The following is a 16798-nucleotide window of genomic DNA, read 5'->3' on the forward strand; positions in this document are numbered from 1 at the left end:
GCATGTACAAGTCCAGCCTGGCCCTGGCCGTGGCACTGGGGGTTCTCGCCCAACAAGCAGGCGCTGCAGGTTTCATCGAGGACAGCAAGCTGTCCCTGAGCTCGCGCACCATGTACTTCAACAACGACAACCGTGAGGCTCACGCCACCGGGACTGCCAAGCGTCCTGACCAGCGTGAGTCCGGCCAGGGCTTCAAGCTCGACTACATCTCGGGCTTCACCCAAGGCACCGTCGGTTTCGGTGTTGATGCCCAGGCCCTGTGGGGCATCCGTCTGGACGGCGGCAAGGGTTATCACAAAGCCGGTTTCTTCCCGGATGATGGCAAAGGCGCCGCAGACCAGTGGGCCCGTATCGGTGGCAACGCCAAGGCACGCTTCTCCAAGACCGAGGCGCACTTCGGTAGCGCCCTGGCCCCGAACCTGCCGATCCTGGTCTCCAACGACGGTCGTCTGCTGCCGCAGACCTTCGAGGGTGGCACCATCCAGTCGAAGGAAATCGACAACCTGACCATCAACGCCGGTCAGCTGACCCACGCCATGGGTCGTGCCTCGAGCAACCGCACCGGTCTGTCCGTTGCCGGTGCTACCGCCGAGAGCAACAAGTTCCGCTACGGCGGCCTGGACTACAAGCTCACTCCAGACCTGACCCTGCAGTACTACTACTCGAACCTGGAAGACTTCTACAAGCAGCACTTCCTGGGCGCGACCCACGTCTTCAAGATCGCTGACGACCAGTCGTTCAAGACCGACCTGCGCTACTTCGACAGCAGCAACGACGGCAAGAACGGTCACGACGCGACCTACAACTTCAACAACAACGGCGGCTATGCCAAGAACAAGGGCAAGATCGACAACAAGACTTGGTCGGCCATGTTCACCTACACCCTGGGTGGCCACGCGCTGATGCTCGGTCGCCAGCAGGTCGGCGACGACGGCGGCTTCGTCTGGATGGGCCAGGGCAACCTGGTCAACGACAGCGGTACTTCCGAAGGCGCTGGCGGCTCCAGCTTCTACCTGTTCACCGACAGCATGATCAACCAGTTCGCCCGTGCTGGCGAGAACACCAACTTCGGTCAGTACTCCTATGACTTCGCTGCGCTGGGCGTGCCGGGCCTGAAGGCTTCCGTGGCCTACCTGCGTGGTGACGACATCCGCAACCAGAACGGCCATGGCACCTACAACGAATGGGAACGTGACGCACGCGTCGACTACACCATTCAGCAAGGCACCTTCAAAGGCCTGGGCTTCACCCTGCGCCAAGGCGTCTATCGTGGTAGCGGCGAAAGCAGCGCTGACCAGGATCAGACTCGCTTCCTCGTGAACTACACTTACGCCTTCATGTAAGTCGTAGCGGCACACGAAAAGCCTCGCCTAGTGCGAGGCTTTTTTGTGCCTGCCATTTCGTATGCAATCTGGTTATAAATAAATTGATATTTATTCTTTTTATTTTTATTCGGAAGCAGGCACATTGAACCCATCAGGCCAGACACAGCACAGGAGCCGCTTCCATGAGCCTCAAACTCGGCGACATCGCCCCCGATTTCGAACAGGATTCCAGCGCCGGCAAGATCCGCTTCCACGAATGGCTGGGCAACAGCTGGGGCGTGCTGTTCTCCCACCCGGCCGACTTCACCCCGGTGTGCACCACCGAGCTGGGCCTGACCGCCAAGCTCAAGGAAGACTTCGCCAAGCGCGGCGTGAAAGCCATCGCCCTGTCGGTGGACCCGGTCGACTCCCACCACAAGTGGATCGATGACATCAACGAGACCCAGAACACCGTGGTCAACTTTCCGATCATCGCCGACGCCGACCGCAAGGTTTCCGACCTCTACGACCTGATTCACCCCAACGCCAGCGACACCCTTACGGTGCGCTCGCTGTTCGTCATCGACCCGAACAAGAAGGTGCGCCTGACCATCACCTATCCGGCCAGTACCGGGCGCAACTTCAATGAGATCCTGCGGGTGATCGACTCGTTGCAGTTGACCGACAACTACAAGGTCGCCACCCCAGGCAACTGGCAGGACGGCGACGAGGTAGTGATCGTGCCGTCGCTGAAGGACGAAGACGAAATCAAGCAGCGCTTCCCGAAAGGGTACCGGGCGGTGAAACCCTATCTGCGGCTGACCCCGCAACCGAATCGTTAAGGAATTCCTCGTTGTATTGCTCTTAGCCAAGCAGGGATCTTCGGGCCGTTTCGACGGCCCTTTTTTATGCCTGCCGAACGCTATGCACGATCCCTGTAGGAGCGGCTTCAGCCGCGATGCAGCCACCGCAGCACCCGGCACCCGCTTCGCGGGTGATCGCGGCTGAAGCCGCTCCTACAGAGGGGATTCTTAAATAGCATTAATTGGAATAAATACATAAAAAAATATGATTTATAGATATATGTGACGAGCTGTTAATGTCATTTCCATCCAGCGGGGCCAACCCTCTCGGCCCTGCAATCGAATCGAAGGAAGCGCTTTCAATGCTGGTTGTTTCTGTCGGTGGTAGCCCCAGTCTTCGTTCACGCTCCGGCGTGCTGCTAGAGCGTTCACGCGACTGGCTGCAGGAACGCGGCGTCGAGGTGGTGACCTTCCAGGTGCGGGAGTTCCCCGCCGAGGACCTGCTCCACGCGCGCTTCGACAGCCCGCAGGTGCGCCACTTCAACGAACTGGTGGCCCAGGCCGACGGCCTGGTGGTTGCCACCCCGGTGTACAAGGCATCGTTCGCCGGCGCGCTGAAGACCCTGCTCGACCTGCTGCCCGAGCGCGCCCTGGAACACAAAGTGGTACTGCCGATCGCCACCGGCGGCAGCATCGCCCACATGCTCGCCGTGGACTACGCGCTCAAGCCCGTGCTGTCGGCCCTCAAGGCGCAGGAGACCCTGCAAGGAATCTTCGCCGACGACGGCCAGATCACCTACGGCGAAGGCAGCAAGCCCGCGCAACTGGCGCCCGCCCTCGAGCAGCGCCTGCAGGATTCGCTGGAAACGTTCCACAGCGCCTTGGCGCGCCGGCCTCGGCCGGTCGCCCCTGGCGTGCTCAACGAACGCCTGATCAGTGCCCGCTGGAGCATCTGAACCCGGCCATCACCGTTTCATCGCTGTTCCCACCTTACTCGCCCGCCAACGAGGCAAGCAGGTGCTACCCGAACCCCACTCGCACAGGAGAGCGCCATGCGCACAGTCTTCTTGCGTCGCGGTCTGGTCGCCCTGTTTGCGGCGGCTGTATCCTTCGGCGCCATCACCCAAGCCCAGGCCGAGAGCCTGCGCATCGGTTACCAGAAATACGGCACCCTGGTGCTGCTCAAGGCCAAGGGTTCGCTGGAGAAGCGCCTGGCCGAGCAAGGCATCCAGGTGCAATGGACCGAATTCCCCGGCGGCCCGCAGCTGCTCGAAGGGCTCAACGTCGGCTCCATCGATTTTGGCGTGACCGGTGAAACGCCGCCGGTGTTCGCCCAGGCCGCAGGCGCCGACCTGCTCTACGTCGCCTACGAACCGCCGGCGCCGCACAGCGAGGCGATCCTCGTGCCCAAGGGCTCGCCGATCCAGTCGGTGAAAGAGCTCAAGGGCAAGAAAGTCGCCTTCAACAAGGGTTCGAACGTTCACTACCTGCTGGTCCGCGCCCTTGAAGACGCCGGCCTCACCTACGCCGACATCCAGCCGGTCTACCTGCCGCCCGCCGACGCCCGCGCCGCCTTCGAGCGCGGCAGCGTCGATGCGTGGGTGATCTGGGACCCGTACCAGGCTGCCGCCGAGCAGCAGCTGCAGGCCCGCGTGCTGCGTGATGGCAAGGGCCTGGTCGACAACCACCAGTTCTACCTCGCCACCCGCGGCTATGCCACCCAGCATCCGGCGGTGATCAACACCCTGGTCGAGGAAGTGCGCGCCGTGGGCCAGTGGTCCCAGGCCAACCCGCAGCAGGTCACAGACCAGGTCGCGCCGCTGCTCGGCCTGCCCGCCGACATCACGCTCACCTCGGTGAAGCGCCAGGGTTACGGCGCTGGGCCGCTGACCCCGGAGGTCATCGCCGCGCAGCAGAAGATCGCCGACACCTTCACCGCCCTGAAGCTGATCCCCAAGCCCTTGAGCATCAAGGACGTGATCTGGACACCCCCGGCCAAGGTCGCCAGCGCGCCTTGAACGATTCGCCGCGCCGGGGCGCCGCCCTGGCTTGAGCCACCCTTGAGGAGACAACTCCAATGAGCCTTAACATCTTCTGGTTCCTCCCCACCCACGGTGACGGCAAGTACCTGGGCACCACCGAAGGCGCCCGCGCCGTCGACCACGGCTACCTGAGCCAGATCGCCCAGGCCGCCGACCGCCTGGGTTTCGGCGGCGTGCTGATCCCCACCGGGCGTTCCTGCGAGGACTCCTGGCTGGTGGCAGCGTCGCTGATCCCGGTGACCGAGCGCCTGAAGTTCCTGGTCGCCCTGCGCCCGGGGATCATCTCGCCGACCGTGGCGGCGCGCCAGGCGGCCACCTTGGACCGCCTGTCCAATGGTCGCGCGCTATTCAACCTGGTGACCGGTGGCGACCCGGACGAACTGGCCGGTGATGGCCTGCACCTCAACCACCAGGAGCGCTATGAGGCGTCGGTGGAGTTCACCCGCATCTGGCGCAAGGTGCTCGAAGGCGAAGTGGTCGACTATGACGGCAAGCACCTCCAGGTGAAGGGTGCCAAGCTGCTCTATCCGCCGATCCAGCAACCACGCCCGCCGCTGTATTTCGGTGGCTCGTCCGACGCCGCCCAGGACCTGGCCGCCGAGCAGGTCGAACTGTACCTGACCTGGGGCGAGCCACCGGCCGCCGTGGCCGAGAAGATCGCCCAGGTGCGCGAGAAAGCCGCGGCCCTTGGCCGTGAGGTGCGCTTCGGTATTCGCCTGCACGTGATCGTGCGGGAAACCAACGAAGAAGCCTGGGCCGCCGCCGACAAACTCATCTCGCACCTGGACGACGACACCATCGCCCGCGCCCAGGCCTCGCTGGCGCGCTTCGACTCGGTCGGCCAACAACGCATGGCCGCCCTGCACGGTGGCAAGCGCGACAAGCTGGAGGTGGCGCCGAACCTGTGGGCCGGCGTCGGCCTGGTGCGTGGCGGCGCCGGCACCGCGCTGGTGGGCGATGGCCCGACCGTCGCGGCGCGGGTCAAGGAGTATGCGGACCTGGGTATCGACACCTTCATCTTCTCCGGCTACCCCCACCTGGAAGAGTCGTACCGCGTCGCCGAGCTGCTGTTCCCGCACCTGGACGTGCAACGCCCGGAGCAGCCGAAAAGCGCTGGCTATGTCAGCCCGTTCGGTGAAATGGTCGCCAACGACATCCTGCCCAAGTCCGTGTCGCAGAGCTGAGGACCGAGGCCATGAGTCGAGCAACCTCAACCACCTGGTCGAAGCGCCTGGCGCCCTGGGCCCTGCCGATCCTGCTGGTGGCGGTGTGGCAGCTGGCGGTCAGCGCCGGCTGGCTGTCGACCCGCATCCTGCCGGCCCCGAGCGCGGTGGTGAGCGCAGGCGTCGAGCTGGTGCGCAGCGGCGAGCTCTGGACCCACCTGGCCATCAGTGGCTGGCGTGCCGGCCTTGGCTTTTTCATCGGTGGCAGCCTGGGGCTGTTGCTGGGCTTCATCACCGGCCTGTCGAACTGGGGCGAACGCCTGCTCGACAGCTCGGTGCAGATGATCCGCAACGTGCCGCACCTGGCGCTGATCCCGTTGGTGATCCTGTGGTTCGGTATCGACGAGTCGGCGAAGATCTTCCTGGTGGCACTGGGGACGTTGTTCCCCATCTACCTGAACACCTACCACGGCATCCGCAACGTCGACCCGGCGCTGGTGGAGATGGCGCGCAGCTACGGCCTGTCGGGCTTCGCGCTGTTCCGCCAGGTGATCCTGCCGGGTGCGCTGCTGTCGATCCTGGTCGGTGTGCGCTTCGCCCTCGGGTTCATGTGGCTGACGCTGATCGTCGCCGAGACCATCTCGGCCAACTCCGGCATCGGCTACCTGGCGATGAACGCCCGTGAGTTCCTGCAGACCGACGTGGTGGTGTTGGCCATCGTCCTGTACGCGGTGCTCGGCAAGTGCGCCGACCTGGCCGCCCGAGGCCTGGAGCGTGTCTGGCTGCGCTGGCACCCGGCGTACCAGGTGGCGAAGAAGGAGGGCGCATGATGACCGTGCTCAAGGAACAGCCGCCACGCCTGCTGCGTGGCATCCCCCTGGCGGCCAACGACCTGCGCCGTACCTTTGGCCAGCGTGAAGTGTTGCGCGGTGTCGATCTGCATATCCCGGCCGGTCAGTTCGTCGCCATCGTCGGCCGTAGTGGCTGCGGCAAGAGCACCTTGCTGCGGCTGCTGGCCGGGCTCGACCAGCCCAGCGCCGGCGAACTGATGGCGGGCGCTGCGCCACTGGCCGAGGCCCGCGAGGACACCCGGCTGATGTTCCAGGATGCGCGCCTGCTGCCCTGGAAGAAGGTGATCGACAACGTCGGTCTGGGGTTGTCCGGCAACTGGCGGCCCCGTGCCCTGGAAGCGTTGGAAGCGGTCGGCCTGGCCGAGCGCGCCCATGAATGGCCGGCAGCATTGTCCGGCGGCCAGAAACAGCGGGTGGCCTTGGCCCGAGCACTGATTCATCAGCCGCGCCTGTTGCTGCTGGACGAACCGCTCGGTGCGCTGGACGCCCTGACCCGTATCGAGATGCAGCAACTGATCGAGCGCCTGTGGCGCCAGCATGGCTTCACCGTGCTGCTGGTCACCCACGACGTCAGCGAAGCCGTCGCCGTGGCCGACCGGGTGATCCTGATCGAAGACGGCGCCGTCGGCCTGGACCTGGTCGTCGACCTGCCACGGCCGCGGGTGCGTGGTTCGCACCGCCTGGCGGCGCTGGAAAGCGAAGTGCTCAACCGCGTCCTTTCCGTCCCGGGCACCCCGCCCGAGCCGGAACCTGTAGCCCCTTTGCCCACGCACCTGCGTTGGGCCCACTGAACCCCTGAAACCAGCAAAAGGAAGCATGCCATGACCATCAAAGCCATCAACGTACGCAACCAGTTCAAAGGTACCGTGAAGGAAATCCTCGAAGGCCCGGTACTGTCGGAAATCGACGTGCAGACCGCCTCCGGCATCGTCACCTCGGTGATCACCACCCGTTCCGTCAAGGAGCTGGAGTTGCAGGTGGGCAGTGAAGTGATCGCCTTCGTGAAATCGACCGAGGTGTCCATCGCCAAGCTCTGATGCCTTGCACGGTCCCTGTAGGAGCGGCTTCAGCCGCGATCACCCGCAGAGCGGGTGCCAGATCGCGTCGCCTGCATCGCGGCTAAAGCCGCTCCTACAGGAATTTCTGCTGGCTCAGGGTTGGCGCTTGGCCAGATAAGGCGGCAGATACAACCCCAGGTAAGCCTCGAACACCCGCATCCCTTCCTCCGCCATGCGCGGGGTGATCTGCTCGTGCAACTGCATCGAGCGGGCATACACCCGGTCGCTCAGCTCCATCGCCAAGGCGAACACATCCACGTCCCTCGGCATCGCCGGGAGCTGGAAATGCCGGTCGAACAGCCGGTGCATCAGCTCGCCCAGTTCCAGGTCGTGCTGGCGGTCGGCCTGCACCACTTCACTCAGCCCATGCTGGGCGAGGATCAGCTGGCGCGCCGCGGTGTCCTCGTTGTAAATGTCGAGCATGCGCTGCTCGATCAGCCGTGACAGACCGTGCCACGTGCTGAACGCCGAGCTGTCGATGGGGGCGCTCAACGCCTCGCGAAAGGCCCGGTGCACATCGGCGGTCAAGGCCTCGAGCAATGCCGGAACGCTGGCGAAGAAGTGGTACACCGACGACGGCGGGATCTGCGCCCGCTCCGCGACGCTGTAGATCGACAGCGCCGCCACGCCCTGGCCGGCCAGCAGCTCGCGGGCCGCGGCCAGGATCGCCTCGATCCTGGCCTGGCTGCTGGCGCGTGGCTTGCGCGGGGTGGCGGTGCGGTTCATCAGTTGCTGATCGCCAGGATGCTGGCCTGGTAGGCGCCGACGAACAGGTCGAAGTCACCGACTTCCTGTTGCTCCAGGCGCGACTGCTCGGCCAGGGACTCTCGGGCGAGGGTCTCGAAAGCCAGCTGGCGTTCGGCGGGCAGTGGCTGCTCACGGAAGGTTTCGGCGTGCAGGCGGCTCTGGCGCAGGGAGAACTGGACGAAGGTCTCGTCATGTTCGGTCATGCGCGCCAGCACCTGGGCCGACGGCGTCAGCTCAGGGTCGTTGACCTTGGCCTGCTGTGCTTCCAGGGCTTTGGCATGGGCGTTGCCGCCGTGGGCGCGGTCGAGCAGGCCGGCCAGCTGGCCGATACGTTCGATCAGCTCGGTGGCCCAGGTCTTCAGCGCGACTGGCTGGCCGTCACGGCGCAGTTCCAGGCCAGGGCGACGGCCTTCCTTGACCACGGTGAGGAAGTTGTCGGTGCATTGGCCGCATTCACCGTTGTCCAGTTGAGGGCTTTCTTCCAGCGCGCAGAACAGCAGGAAGGCGTCGAGGAAACGCGCCTCGGACAGGTCGATGCCTACCGGCAGGAACGGGTTGATATCCAGGCAGCGCACTTCCACGTACTGCACGCCACGGGACATCAGGGCCTGGATCGGCCGCTCGCCAGTGTAGGTGACGCGCTTGGGGCGGATGTTCGAGTAGTACTCGTTCTCGATCTGCAGGATGTTGGTGTTCAGCTGCACCCACTCGCCATCCTTGTGCGTGCCGACTTCGACATAGGGCGGGTAGGGTGTGCCCACGGCCCTGCGCAGGCTGTCGGTGTAGCTGGCCAGGTTGTTGTAGCAGGGGGTGAGGCCGGCCTGGGCGTTGCTCTGGTAGCCCAGGTCGCTCATGCGCAGGCTGGTGGCGTAGGGCAGGTAGAGCGTCTGTTCATCCAGTTCTTCGAGCTGGTGCGGGCGGCCGCGCAGGAAGCCTTTGTCCAGGGTCGGCGAGGCACCGAACAGGTACATCAGCAGCCAGCTGTAGCGGCGGAAGTTGCGGATCAGCGCGATGTAGGCCGAGGACTGGTAGTCGCGGTCGTTCTCCTTTCCGCCTTCGGCTTCGCGCAGCAACGGCCACAGCGCCTCGGGCAGGGAGAAGTTGTAGTGGATGCCGGCGATGCACTGCATGGTGCGGCCGTAACGCAGGGCGAGGCCCTTGCGGTACACGTGCTTGAGCTTGCCGATGTTCGAGCTGCCGTATTCGGCGATCGGGATGTCTTCCTCGGCCGGCAGTGCGCAGGGCATCGACGGGCTCCACAGGTATTCGTCGCCCAGCTTGGTGTAGACGAAGCGGTGGATCTGGTCGAGGCTCTCGAGCACCTTGGCAGGGTCCGCCAGGGCCGGGGTGATGAACTCCAGCAGCGACTCGGAATAGTCGGTGGTGATCTGCTCGTTGGTCAGCGCCGAACCCAGGGCCTCGGGGTGCGGGGTCTGGGCCAGGCGACCGTCGTTGGTCACGCGCAGGCATTCGCGCTCAATGCCGTGCAGGCACTGCTTGAGCAGGTCGATATTGTCGCCGAGCAGGCTCAGGCGGCGGTTGAGGAGGTCGCTCAAGATGGATTCCTTCACGCGTCAGTCGCCCCAATATGGGGGTAGGGATGACGGTCTACAAGGGTAGTTGGGAAAGGAACTGGCGTTGTCGCCTGGTTTACGCGGTTCCGGCGCTGGCCTGTATGCGCCTGATCGCGGGTCATGCCCGCTCCCACGAAGCCTGTGAACGTTCGTGGGAGCGGGCTTGCCCCGCGATCAGGTGTACAGCAATACGCCGAAAATACCGCAGATGGGGTTGCGTCAGCTAGAGAACCGCGAAGGTTCCCTGCGCCTTGGCCACCAGTTTGTCGCCCTGAAGCACGTCGGCGTCGACCACCAGCGTGCGCCGTCCGGCATGCAGCACGCGGGCGGTGCACAGCACCTCGCCCTCGCTGACGGCGCGCATGTAGTTGATCTTGCACTCGATGGTCACGCTTTGCTGGTCGAAGCCATGGCTGGCCGAGCAGGCCAGGCCCATGGCGATGTCCACCAGGCTGAAGATCGCCCCGCCGTGCAGCTTCTGGCCACGGTTGCGCAGGTGCGGCTCCAGCGCCAGGGCCACCTCGGCCACGCCCGTGTCCAGGCGTTGCAGGCGGCAGCCCAGGAGCTGGCTGAAGGCGCTTTCGACGTGCTCCGGCGCGACGTCCATCACTTCTTCTTCAGTTGCTTGGCGTTGGCGAACAGTGCCGCCATGGCGTTGTTGGCCGGTGCCGCAGTGGTGGCTTCGCGTGGACGTGGGGCCTGCTGCTGGCGGTTGCCGCCATTGCCAGCGCGATTACCGCCACGGTTGCCTTCGACCTTCTCGCCCGGGGTGTCGCTCATGCGCATGGACAGGCCTACGCGCTTGCGCGGAATGTCCACTTCCATGACCTTCACCTTTACCACGTCACCGGCCTTGACCGCTTCACGCGGATCTTTGACGAACTTCTCCGACAACGCCGAGATATGTACCAGGCCATCCTGGTGCACACCGATGTCGACGAAGGCACCGAAGTTGGTGACGTTGGTCACCACGCCTTCGAGGATCATGCCCGGCTCCAGGTCCTTGAGGTCCTCGACGCCGTCCTGGAAGGTGGCGGTCTTGAACTCCGGGCGCGGGTCGCGGCCGGGCTTGTCCAGCTCCTGGAGAATGTCGGTGACGGTTGGGAGGCCGAAGCTTTCGTCGGTGAACTTCTTCGGGTCCAGGCGCTTGAGGAAGCCGCTGTCGCCGATCAGCGAACGGATATCGCGGCCGGTGTCGGCGGCGATGCGCTGCACCAGCGGGTAGGCCTCCGGGTGCACCGCCGAGGCGTCCAGCGGGTTGTCGCCGTTCATCACGCGCAGGAAGCCGGCGGCCTGTTCGAAGGTCTTCTCGCCCAGGCGGCTGACTTTCTTGAGGGCGGCGCGGGTGGCGAACGGGCCGTTGGCGTCGCGGTGGGCGACGATGTTCTGCGCCAGGGTGGCGTTTAGGCCGGAGATGCGCGTCAGCAGCGCCACCGAGGCGGTGTTGACGTCCACGCCCACGGCGTTCACGCAGTCCTCGACCACGGCGTCCAGGCCACGGGCCAGCTTCACCTGTGAAACATCGTGCTGGTACTGGCCGACGCCGATGGATTTCGGGTCGATCTTCACCAGTTCCGCCAGCGGGTCCTGCAGGCGGCGGGCGATGGACACGGCGCCACGGATCGACACATCCAGGTCGGGGAACTCGCGGGCTGCCAGCTCCGACGCCGAGTACACCGAGGCGCCGGCCTCGGAGACCATGATCTTGGTGATCTTCAGGGCTGGGTATTTCTTGACCAGCTCGGCCACCAGCTTGTCGCTCTCGCGGCTGGCGGTGCCGTTGCCGATGGCGATCAGCTCGACCGAGTGCTTGGCGCACAGCGCGGCCATGATCGAGATGGTGCGGTCCCAATCGTTCTTCGGCGCGTGCGGGTAGACCGTGGTGTGGTCCAGCAGCTTGCCGGTGGCATCGACCACGGCGATCTTGCAGCCGGTGCGCAGGCCCGGGTCGAAGCCCAGCGTTGCGCGCGGGCCGGCCGGGGCGGCCAGCAGCAGGTCGTGCAGGTTGTGGGCGAAGACGTTGATGGCCTCGCCTTCTGCGTTGTCGCGCAGTTCGCCGAACAGGTCGGTTTCCAGGTGGGTGTACAGCTTGACCTTCCAGGTCCAGCGCACCACCTCGCCTAACCACTTGTCGGCCGGGCGGTTGCGGTTCTCGATGCCGACATGGTTGCCGATCATCAGCTCGCATGGGTGCAGGGTGCCCGGTAGCTCCTCGCCGACCTTGAGCGAGGCGCTCAGCACGCCTTCGTTACGGCCGCGGAAGATTGCCAGGGCACGGTGCGACGGCGCGGTGCGCAGCAGTTCATCGTGGGCGAAGTAGTCGCGGAACTTGGCGCCTTCCTCTTCCTTGCCGGCCACCACGCGGGCGGTCAGCACCGCTTCCTGCTTGAGGAAGTTGCGCAGCTTGTCGAGCAAGGCGGCGTCTTCGGCGAAGCGCTCCATGAGGATGTACTTGGCGCCTTCCAGAGCGGCCTTGACGTCGGCCACGCCTTTCTCGGCGTCAACGAAGCGTGCGGCTTCGCTTTCTGGGTTCAGCTGCGGGTCGTTGAACAGGCCGTCGGCCAACTCGCCCAGGCCAGCTTCCAGGGCGATCTGGCCCTTGGTGCGGCGCTTCTGCTTGTACGGCAGGTAGAGGTCTTCGAGGCGGGTCTTGGTGTCGGCCAGCTTGATCTCGCGGGCCAGCTCCGGGGTCAGCTTGCCTTGTTCCTCGATGCTGGCCAGGATGCTGGCGCGGCGCTCGTCGAGTTCGCGCAGATAGCGCAGGCGCTCTTCCAGGTGGCGCAGTTGGGTGTCGTCCAGGCTGCCGGTCACTTCCTTGCGGTAACGGGCGATGAAGGGCACGGTCGAGCCTTCGTCCAACAGGCCCACGGCCGCTTCGACCTGTTGCGGGCGTACGCCCAGTTCCTCGGCGATACGGCTGTTGATGCTGTCCATGAAAACCACCTGGCAAGGATTTAAAGCGGCGCATTATACCGATGTGGGAGCGGGAACTGGCATCGGGGGAAAAATCTGCTAACAATGCACACGGCACGCGCTGCAATGGCTACGCCATAATGCGCGGCGATATCAGAGGAGGCATTCATGACCAGCACCGCAAACGCCGTAGAAGGCGACAAGATTCTCATCGTCGACGACGACCCGGGCCTGAGCAGCCTGCTGGACCGTTTCTTCACCAGCAAGGGCTTCCGTGTCCGCACCGTACCGAACGTCGAACAGATGGACCGCCTGCTGGCCCGTGAAGTGTTCAACCTGGTGGTGCTCGACCTGATGCTGCCGGGCGAGGATGGCCTGTCCGCCTGCAAGCGCCTGCGCGCGTCGAACAACCAGATCCCGATCATCATGCTCACCGCCAAGGGCGATGAGCTCAGCCGTATCAAGGGCCTGGAACTGGGCGCCGACGACTATCTGGCCAAGCCGTTCAACCCCGACGAACTGGTGGCCCGGGTCAAGGCCGTGCTGCGCCGCCAGGCCCCGAGCGTGCCGGGCGCCCCGGGCAGCGAGGAAGAGACCGTGACCTTCGGCGACTACGAGTTGTCGCTGGCCACCCGCGAACTCAAGCGCGGTGAAGAGACGCACATGCTTACCACCGGCGAGTTCGCCGTGCTCAAGGCCCTGGTGATGCACGCCCGCGAACCGCTGACCCGCGACAAGCTGATGAACCTGGCCCGCGGTCGCGAATGGGACGCCCTGGAGCGCTCCATCGACGTGCAGATCTCGCGCCTGCGCCGCATGATCGAACCCGATCCGTCCAAACCCCGCTACATCCAGACCGTATGGGGTGTGGGTTACGTCTTCGTGCCGGACGGAAACGCCGGCAAATGAGCCAGCCGGCTCGTCCGGGTGCAACAGGGCGACTCATGCGAGTCGCCCTGTTTTCGTCTATGGCGTCCGGCCTTTTCAGCGCAGTAGTTGATCGATGAAAACCCCTCTCTGGTTCCCGCAAAGCTTCTTCGCCCGCACCTTGTGGCTGGTGCTGATCGTCGTGCTATTCTCCAAGGCCCTGACCCTCGTCTACCTGCTGATGAACGAGGACGTGCTGGTCGACCGTCAGTACAGCCACGGCGTGGCACTGACGTTGCGCGCTTATTGGGCGGCGGATGAAGAGAACCGCGACAAGATCGCCGAGGCCGCGGGCCTGATCCGGGTCACCGGCTCCGGTGTGCCGGAGGGCGAGCAGCACTGGCCTTACAGTGAAATCTATCAACGCCAGATGCAGGCCGAACTGGGCGATGACACCGAAGTGCGCCTGCGCATCCACGCGCCGCCCGCGCTCTGGGTGAACGCCCCGAGCCTGGGCCCTGGCTGGCTGAAGGTGCCTCTGTATCCGCACCCGCTGCGCGGGCAGAAGATCTGGAACGTGCTCGGCTGGTTCCTGGCCATCGGCCTGTTGTCCACGGCTTCGGCGTGGATCTTCGTGCGCCAGCTCAACCAGCCGCTCAAGCGCCTGGTGTTCGCCGCTCGCCAGCTGGGCCAGGGGCGCAGTGTGCGCCTGCCCATCAGTGATACCCCCAGCGAGATGACCGAGGTTTACCGCGCCTTCAACCAGATGGCCGAAGACGTCGAGCAGGCCGGGCGCGAACGTGAGTTGATGCTGGCCGGTGTGTCCCATGATTTGCGCACGCCACTTACAAGGCTGCGTTTGTCGCTGTCGCTGATGGGTAACGAAAGCGACCTCAGCGACGACATGGTCCGTGACATCGAGGACATGGACGCGATTCTCGACCAGTTCCTGGCCTTCATTCGTGACGGGCGCGACGAGCCGGTGGAGGAGGTCGACCTGAACGACCTGATCTACGAAGTGGTGGCGCCCTACAACCAGCACAAGGAGCAGGTGCGCCTGTGCCTGGAGCCGATTCCGCCCTTCCCGCTGCGCCGGGTGTCGCTCAAGCGCATGCTCGGCAACCTGATCGGCAACGCCTTGCACCATGCCGGCAAGGGTGTCGAGGTGGCAGCTTATGTGTCGGGCGACCAGAGCGCGCCCTATGTGGTGCTCAGCGTGCTGGACCGTGGCGCGGGGATCGACGAGTCGGAGCTGGAGACCATCTTCAACCCGTTCATTCGCGGTGATCGGGCGCGGGGCGGCAAGGGCACGGGGCTGGGGTTGGCGATCGTCAAACGAATTGCCGCGCAGCACGGTGGCAATGTTGAGTTGCGCAACCGCTCCGGTGGTGGAATCGAGGCGCGGGTGAGGTTGCCGCTGGGGCTGTTGCTGCCGCGCAACGCCGTTTGATTCCGGCCTCTTCGCGGCTAAAGCCGCTCCTGCAGGGGAATGTGACACGATTCCTGTAGGGGCGGCTTTAGCCGCGAAGAGGCCGGTGCAGGCGCCATCAACCCTTACCCTTGGTCCGCGTCTGATTCGGCCCGCTGTTCTTCTCCAGATGCTCGATGATCATCCCGGCCACATCCTTGCCGGTAGTCACTTCGATCCCCTCAAGCCCCGGTGACGAGTTCACCTCCATCACCAGCGGCCCATGGTTCGACCGCAGGATATCCACGCCCGCCACGCTCAAGCCCATCACCTTGGCCGCGCGAATGGCGGTCATGCGTTCCTCGGGGGTGATCTTGATCAGGCTGGCCACGCCGCCGCGATGCAGGTTGGAGCGGAACTCGCCCGGCTTGGCCTGGCGTTTCATCGAGGCGATGACCTTGTCGCCCACCACGAAGCAGCGGATATCGGCGCCGCCGGCCTCCTTGATGTACTCCTGGACCATGATGTTCTGCTTTAGGCCCATGAACGCCTCGATTACCGACTCTGCAGCCTTGGTGGTCTCGCACAGCACCACGCCGATGCCTTGGGTGCCTTCGAGCACCTTGATCACCAGGGGGGCGCCGTTGACCATCTGGATCAGGTCGGGGATGTCGTCCGGGGAGTGGGCGAAGCCGGTGATGGGCAGGCCGATGCCGCGGCGCGACAACAGCTGCAGGGAGCGCAGCTTGTCCCGCGAGCGGGCGATGGCCACCGACTCGTTGAGCGGGTAGACCCCCATCATCTCGAACTGGCGCAGCACCGCGCAGCCGTAGAAGGTGACCGAGGCACCGATGCGCGGGATCACCGCGTCGAAACCCTCCAGCGGCTTGCCGCGGTAGTGGATCTGCGGCTTGTGGCTGGCAATGTTCATATAGGCCCGGAGCGTGTCGATCACCACCACTTCATGGCCCCGCTGGGTACCGGCCTCGACCAGGCGGCGGGTGGAATACAGACGCGGATTGCGCGACAGCACAGCGATCTTCATGCAGCACCTGTGACAGGGGAAAGGGTGGCCGGGAAGGCCGGTTTGTCCTGGACGTACTTGAGGCCGGGGTTGACCACCAGCTGGCCGTGGATGAGCGCCTTGGAACCAAGCAACAACCGGTAGCGCATGTTCTTGCGGCAGGCGAGGGTGAACTCGACCTCCCAGACCCGGTCGCCCAGCGCCAGGCTGGTGCGAATGACGTAGCGCGCCTGGGCGTGGCCGTTGGAGCTCTTGATGGTCTTCATGGTTACCAGCGGCGCCTCGCAGCGGCGATGGCGCAGTTGCACCACCGAGCCCAGGTGCGCGGTGAAGCGCACCCACTGCTGGCCGTCGCGTTCGAAGGGCTCGACGTCGGTGGCGTGCAGGCTGGAGGTGCTGGCGCCGGTGTCGATCTTGGCGCGCAGGCCGGCGACACCGAGATCGGGCAGGGCGACCCACTCGCGCAGGCCGATCACAGTCAGGTGGTCAAATGTCTTCACGAAGCGTGCCCTGCGGATGAGGTGGTGAACTGTAATGACGGCACGGATTTTTTGCATCCGTCAGTCACGGTAGTACAGTTCCGTGAAAGACAGAATTCGAGGAAAAACCATGGCACAAAAGCCTGAAGACGACGACAAGGTGCGCCTGGACAAGTGGCTGTGGGCCGCGCGTTTCTACAAGACCCGCGCCCTGGCCAAGGCGGCCATCGAGAGCGGCAAGGTGCACTGCCGGGGTGAACGTTGCAAACCGGGCAAGGAGCCGCGGGTGGGCGACGAGTTCGTGCTGCGTACAGGCTTCGACGAGCGCACCGTGGTGGTGAAGGCATTGTCGGTGGTGCGGCGTGGGGCGCCGGAGGCGCAGACCCTGTATGAGGAAACGTCCGAGAGCGTGAAGCGGCGCGAGCAGGCCGCTGAAATGCGCAAGGCGGGGGCGATGGGCGTGACCACCGATGGGCGGCCGACCAAGAAGCAGCGGCGGCAGATTCACCAGCTGCATGGCAGTTTCGAGTAGGTGGCCTGTTCGCCGGCAAGCCGGCGAACATTC

17 protein-coding genes are annotated in these 16798 nt (G+C 64.8%); 11 read left to right on the forward strand and 6 right to left on the reverse strand.

Annotated elements, in window-relative coordinates; translation table 11 throughout:
- Positions 1 to 2: 2 nt before the first annotated feature.
- The 8 genes from JYG34_RS01010 (at position 3) to JYG34_RS01045 (ending at position 7200) form a co-directional block, all read left to right on the forward strand.
- Positions 3 to 1343 (forward strand): OprD family porin, encoded by a 1341-nt coding sequence (locus JYG34_RS01010; RefSeq protein WP_213659136.1) that lies wholly within the window; start codon positions 3 to 5, stop codon positions 1341 to 1343.
- Between the two features lie 164 nt (positions 1344 to 1507).
- Positions 1508 to 2146: a peroxiredoxin gene (locus JYG34_RS01015; protein WP_213659137.1), complete on the forward strand. Its 639-nt coding sequence runs from the start codon at positions 1508 to 1510 to the stop codon at positions 2144 to 2146.
- A 323-nt stretch (positions 2147 to 2469) separates the two neighbouring features.
- Positions 2470 to 3063, forward strand: a complete 594-nt coding sequence (gene ssuE / locus JYG34_RS01020) for an NADPH-dependent FMN reductase (protein ID WP_213659138.1) — start codon at positions 2470 to 2472, stop codon at positions 3061 to 3063.
- Positions 3064 to 3159: 96 nt separating this feature from the next.
- On the forward strand, positions 3160 to 4125 hold the full coding sequence (locus JYG34_RS01025) for a sulfonate ABC transporter substrate-binding protein (protein WP_213659139.1): 966 nt from the start codon (positions 3160 to 3162) through the stop codon (positions 4123 to 4125).
- A 59-nt stretch (positions 4126 to 4184) separates the two neighbouring features.
- Complete coding sequence (ssuD, locus tag JYG34_RS01030) at positions 4185 to 5333, forward strand: FMNH2-dependent alkanesulfonate monooxygenase (protein ID WP_213659140.1); 1149 nt, start codon at positions 4185 to 4187, stop codon at positions 5331 to 5333.
- A gap of 11 nt (positions 5334 to 5344) precedes the next feature.
- The gene (gene ssuC, locus JYG34_RS01035; protein ID WP_213659141.1) at positions 5345 to 6142 is read left to right on the forward strand and encodes an aliphatic sulfonate ABC transporter permease SsuC; all 798 of its coding nucleotides are present in this window, start codon (positions 5345 to 5347) and stop codon (positions 6140 to 6142) included.
- Positions 6142 to 6954, forward strand: coding sequence for an aliphatic sulfonates ABC transporter ATP-binding protein (gene ssuB, locus JYG34_RS01040; protein ID WP_213659142.1), 813 nt, complete (start codon positions 6142 to 6144; stop codon positions 6952 to 6954). The genes ssuC and ssuB overlap by 1 nt, the downstream gene beginning before the upstream one ends.
- Before the next feature lie 30 nt (positions 6955 to 6984).
- Positions 6985 to 7200: a TOBE domain-containing protein gene (locus JYG34_RS01045; RefSeq protein ID WP_008095172.1), complete on the forward strand. Its 216-nt coding sequence runs from the start codon at positions 6985 to 6987 to the stop codon at positions 7198 to 7200.
- Positions 7201 to 7314: 114 nt separating this feature from the next.
- Here JYG34_RS01045 and JYG34_RS01050 read toward each other — a convergent pair whose 3' ends face one another.
- From JYG34_RS01050 to JYG34_RS01065, 4 genes are all read right to left on the reverse strand, one after another.
- A complete protein-coding gene (locus JYG34_RS01050) occupies positions 7315 to 7947 on the reverse strand; it encodes a TetR/AcrR family transcriptional regulator (protein ID WP_213659143.1) in 633 nt (210 codons plus the stop codon).
- A complete protein-coding gene (gene gshA, locus JYG34_RS01055) occupies positions 7947 to 9524 on the reverse strand; it encodes a glutamate--cysteine ligase (RefSeq protein ID WP_213659144.1) in 1578 nt (525 codons plus the stop codon). The genes JYG34_RS01050 and gshA overlap by 1 nt, the downstream gene beginning before the upstream one ends.
- A gap of 241 nt (positions 9525 to 9765) precedes the next feature.
- Positions 9766 to 10149, reverse strand: coding sequence for a PaaI family thioesterase (locus JYG34_RS01060; protein ID WP_213659145.1), 384 nt, complete (start codon positions 10147 to 10149; stop codon positions 9766 to 9768).
- Complete coding sequence (locus tag JYG34_RS01065) at positions 10149 to 12476, reverse strand: Tex family protein (RefSeq protein WP_213659146.1); 2328 nt, start codon at positions 12474 to 12476, stop codon at positions 10149 to 10151. The genes JYG34_RS01060 and JYG34_RS01065 overlap by 1 nt, the downstream gene beginning before the upstream one ends.
- Positions 12477 to 12623: 147 nt before the next feature.
- Between JYG34_RS01065 and ompR the strand changes: the two genes are divergently transcribed.
- A complete protein-coding gene (ompR, locus tag JYG34_RS01070; protein ID WP_011531654.1) occupies positions 12624 to 13364 on the forward strand; it encodes an osmolarity response regulator transcription factor OmpR in 741 nt (246 codons plus the stop codon).
- A 94-nt stretch (positions 13365 to 13458) separates the two neighbouring features.
- Complete coding sequence (locus tag JYG34_RS01075; protein ID WP_011531655.1) at positions 13459 to 14772, forward strand: ATP-binding protein; 1314 nt, start codon at positions 13459 to 13461, stop codon at positions 14770 to 14772.
- Between the two features lie 97 nt (positions 14773 to 14869).
- Here JYG34_RS01075 and rimK read toward each other — a convergent pair whose 3' ends face one another.
- A complete protein-coding gene (gene rimK, locus JYG34_RS01080; RefSeq protein WP_011531656.1) occupies positions 14870 to 15775 on the reverse strand; it encodes a 30S ribosomal protein S6--L-glutamate ligase in 906 nt (301 codons plus the stop codon).
- Positions 15772 to 16254, reverse strand: coding sequence for an ATP-dependent zinc protease family protein (locus JYG34_RS01085; RefSeq protein ID WP_434011174.1), 483 nt, complete (start codon positions 16252 to 16254; stop codon positions 15772 to 15774). The genes rimK and JYG34_RS01085 overlap by 4 nt, the downstream gene beginning before the upstream one ends.
- A gap of 109 nt (positions 16255 to 16363) precedes the next feature.
- Between JYG34_RS01085 and JYG34_RS01090 the strand changes: the two genes are divergently transcribed.
- Positions 16364 to 16765 carry an RNA-binding S4 domain-containing protein gene (locus JYG34_RS01090; protein ID WP_213659147.1) on the forward strand — a complete coding sequence of 134 codons (402 nt, stop codon included), beginning with the start codon at positions 16364 to 16366 and terminating at the stop codon, positions 16763 to 16765.
- Positions 16766 to 16798 lie beyond the last annotated feature (33 nt).

Source organism: Pseudomonas entomophila, assembly GCF_018417595.1.
GTDB classification, from domain to species: Bacteria; Pseudomonadota; Gammaproteobacteria; order Pseudomonadales; family Pseudomonadaceae; genus Aquipseudomonas; species Aquipseudomonas entomophila_C.

Coding starts and splice junctions, on each gene's coding strand:
- ssuB (WP_213659142.1), top strand. CDS start 6,142: ATGACCGTGCTCAAGGAACAGCCGCCACGCCTGCTGCGTGGCATCCCC.
- JYG34_RS01050 (WP_213659143.1), bottom strand. CDS start 7,947: ATGAACCGCACCGCCACCCCGCGCAAGCCACGCGCCAGCAGCCAGGCC.
- JYG34_RS01075 (WP_011531655.1), top strand. CDS start 13,459: ATGAAAACCCCTCTCTGGTTCCCGCAAAGCTTCTTCGCCCGCACCTTG.
- ompR (WP_011531654.1), top strand. CDS start 12,624: ATGACCAGCACCGCAAACGCCGTAGAAGGCGACAAGATTCTCATCGTC.
- JYG34_RS01015 (WP_213659137.1), top strand. CDS start 1,508: ATGAGCCTCAAACTCGGCGACATCGCCCCCGATTTCGAACAGGATTCC.
- JYG34_RS01010 (WP_213659136.1), top strand. CDS start 3: ATGTACAAGTCCAGCCTGGCCCTGGCCGTGGCACTGGGGGTTCTCGCC.
- ssuE (WP_213659138.1), top strand. CDS start 2,470: ATGCTGGTTGTTTCTGTCGGTGGTAGCCCCAGTCTTCGTTCACGCTCC.
- JYG34_RS01090 (WP_213659147.1), top strand. CDS start 16,364: ATGGCACAAAAGCCTGAAGACGACGACAAGGTGCGCCTGGACAAGTGG.
- JYG34_RS01025 (WP_213659139.1), top strand. CDS start 3,160: ATGCGCACAGTCTTCTTGCGTCGCGGTCTGGTCGCCCTGTTTGCGGCG.
- JYG34_RS01065 (WP_213659146.1), bottom strand. CDS start 12,476: ATGGACAGCATCAACAGCCGTATCGCCGAGGAACTGGGCGTACGCCCG.
- JYG34_RS01060 (WP_213659145.1), bottom strand. CDS start 10,149: ATGGACGTCGCGCCGGAGCACGTCGAAAGCGCCTTCAGCCAGCTCCTG.
- ssuD (WP_213659140.1), top strand. CDS start 4,185: ATGAGCCTTAACATCTTCTGGTTCCTCCCCACCCACGGTGACGGCAAG.
- ssuC (WP_213659141.1), top strand. CDS start 5,345: ATGAGTCGAGCAACCTCAACCACCTGGTCGAAGCGCCTGGCGCCCTGG.
- JYG34_RS01045 (WP_008095172.1), top strand. CDS start 6,985: ATGACCATCAAAGCCATCAACGTACGCAACCAGTTCAAAGGTACCGTG.
- rimK (WP_011531656.1), bottom strand. CDS start 15,775: ATGAAGATCGCTGTGCTGTCGCGCAATCCGCGTCTGTATTCCACCCGC.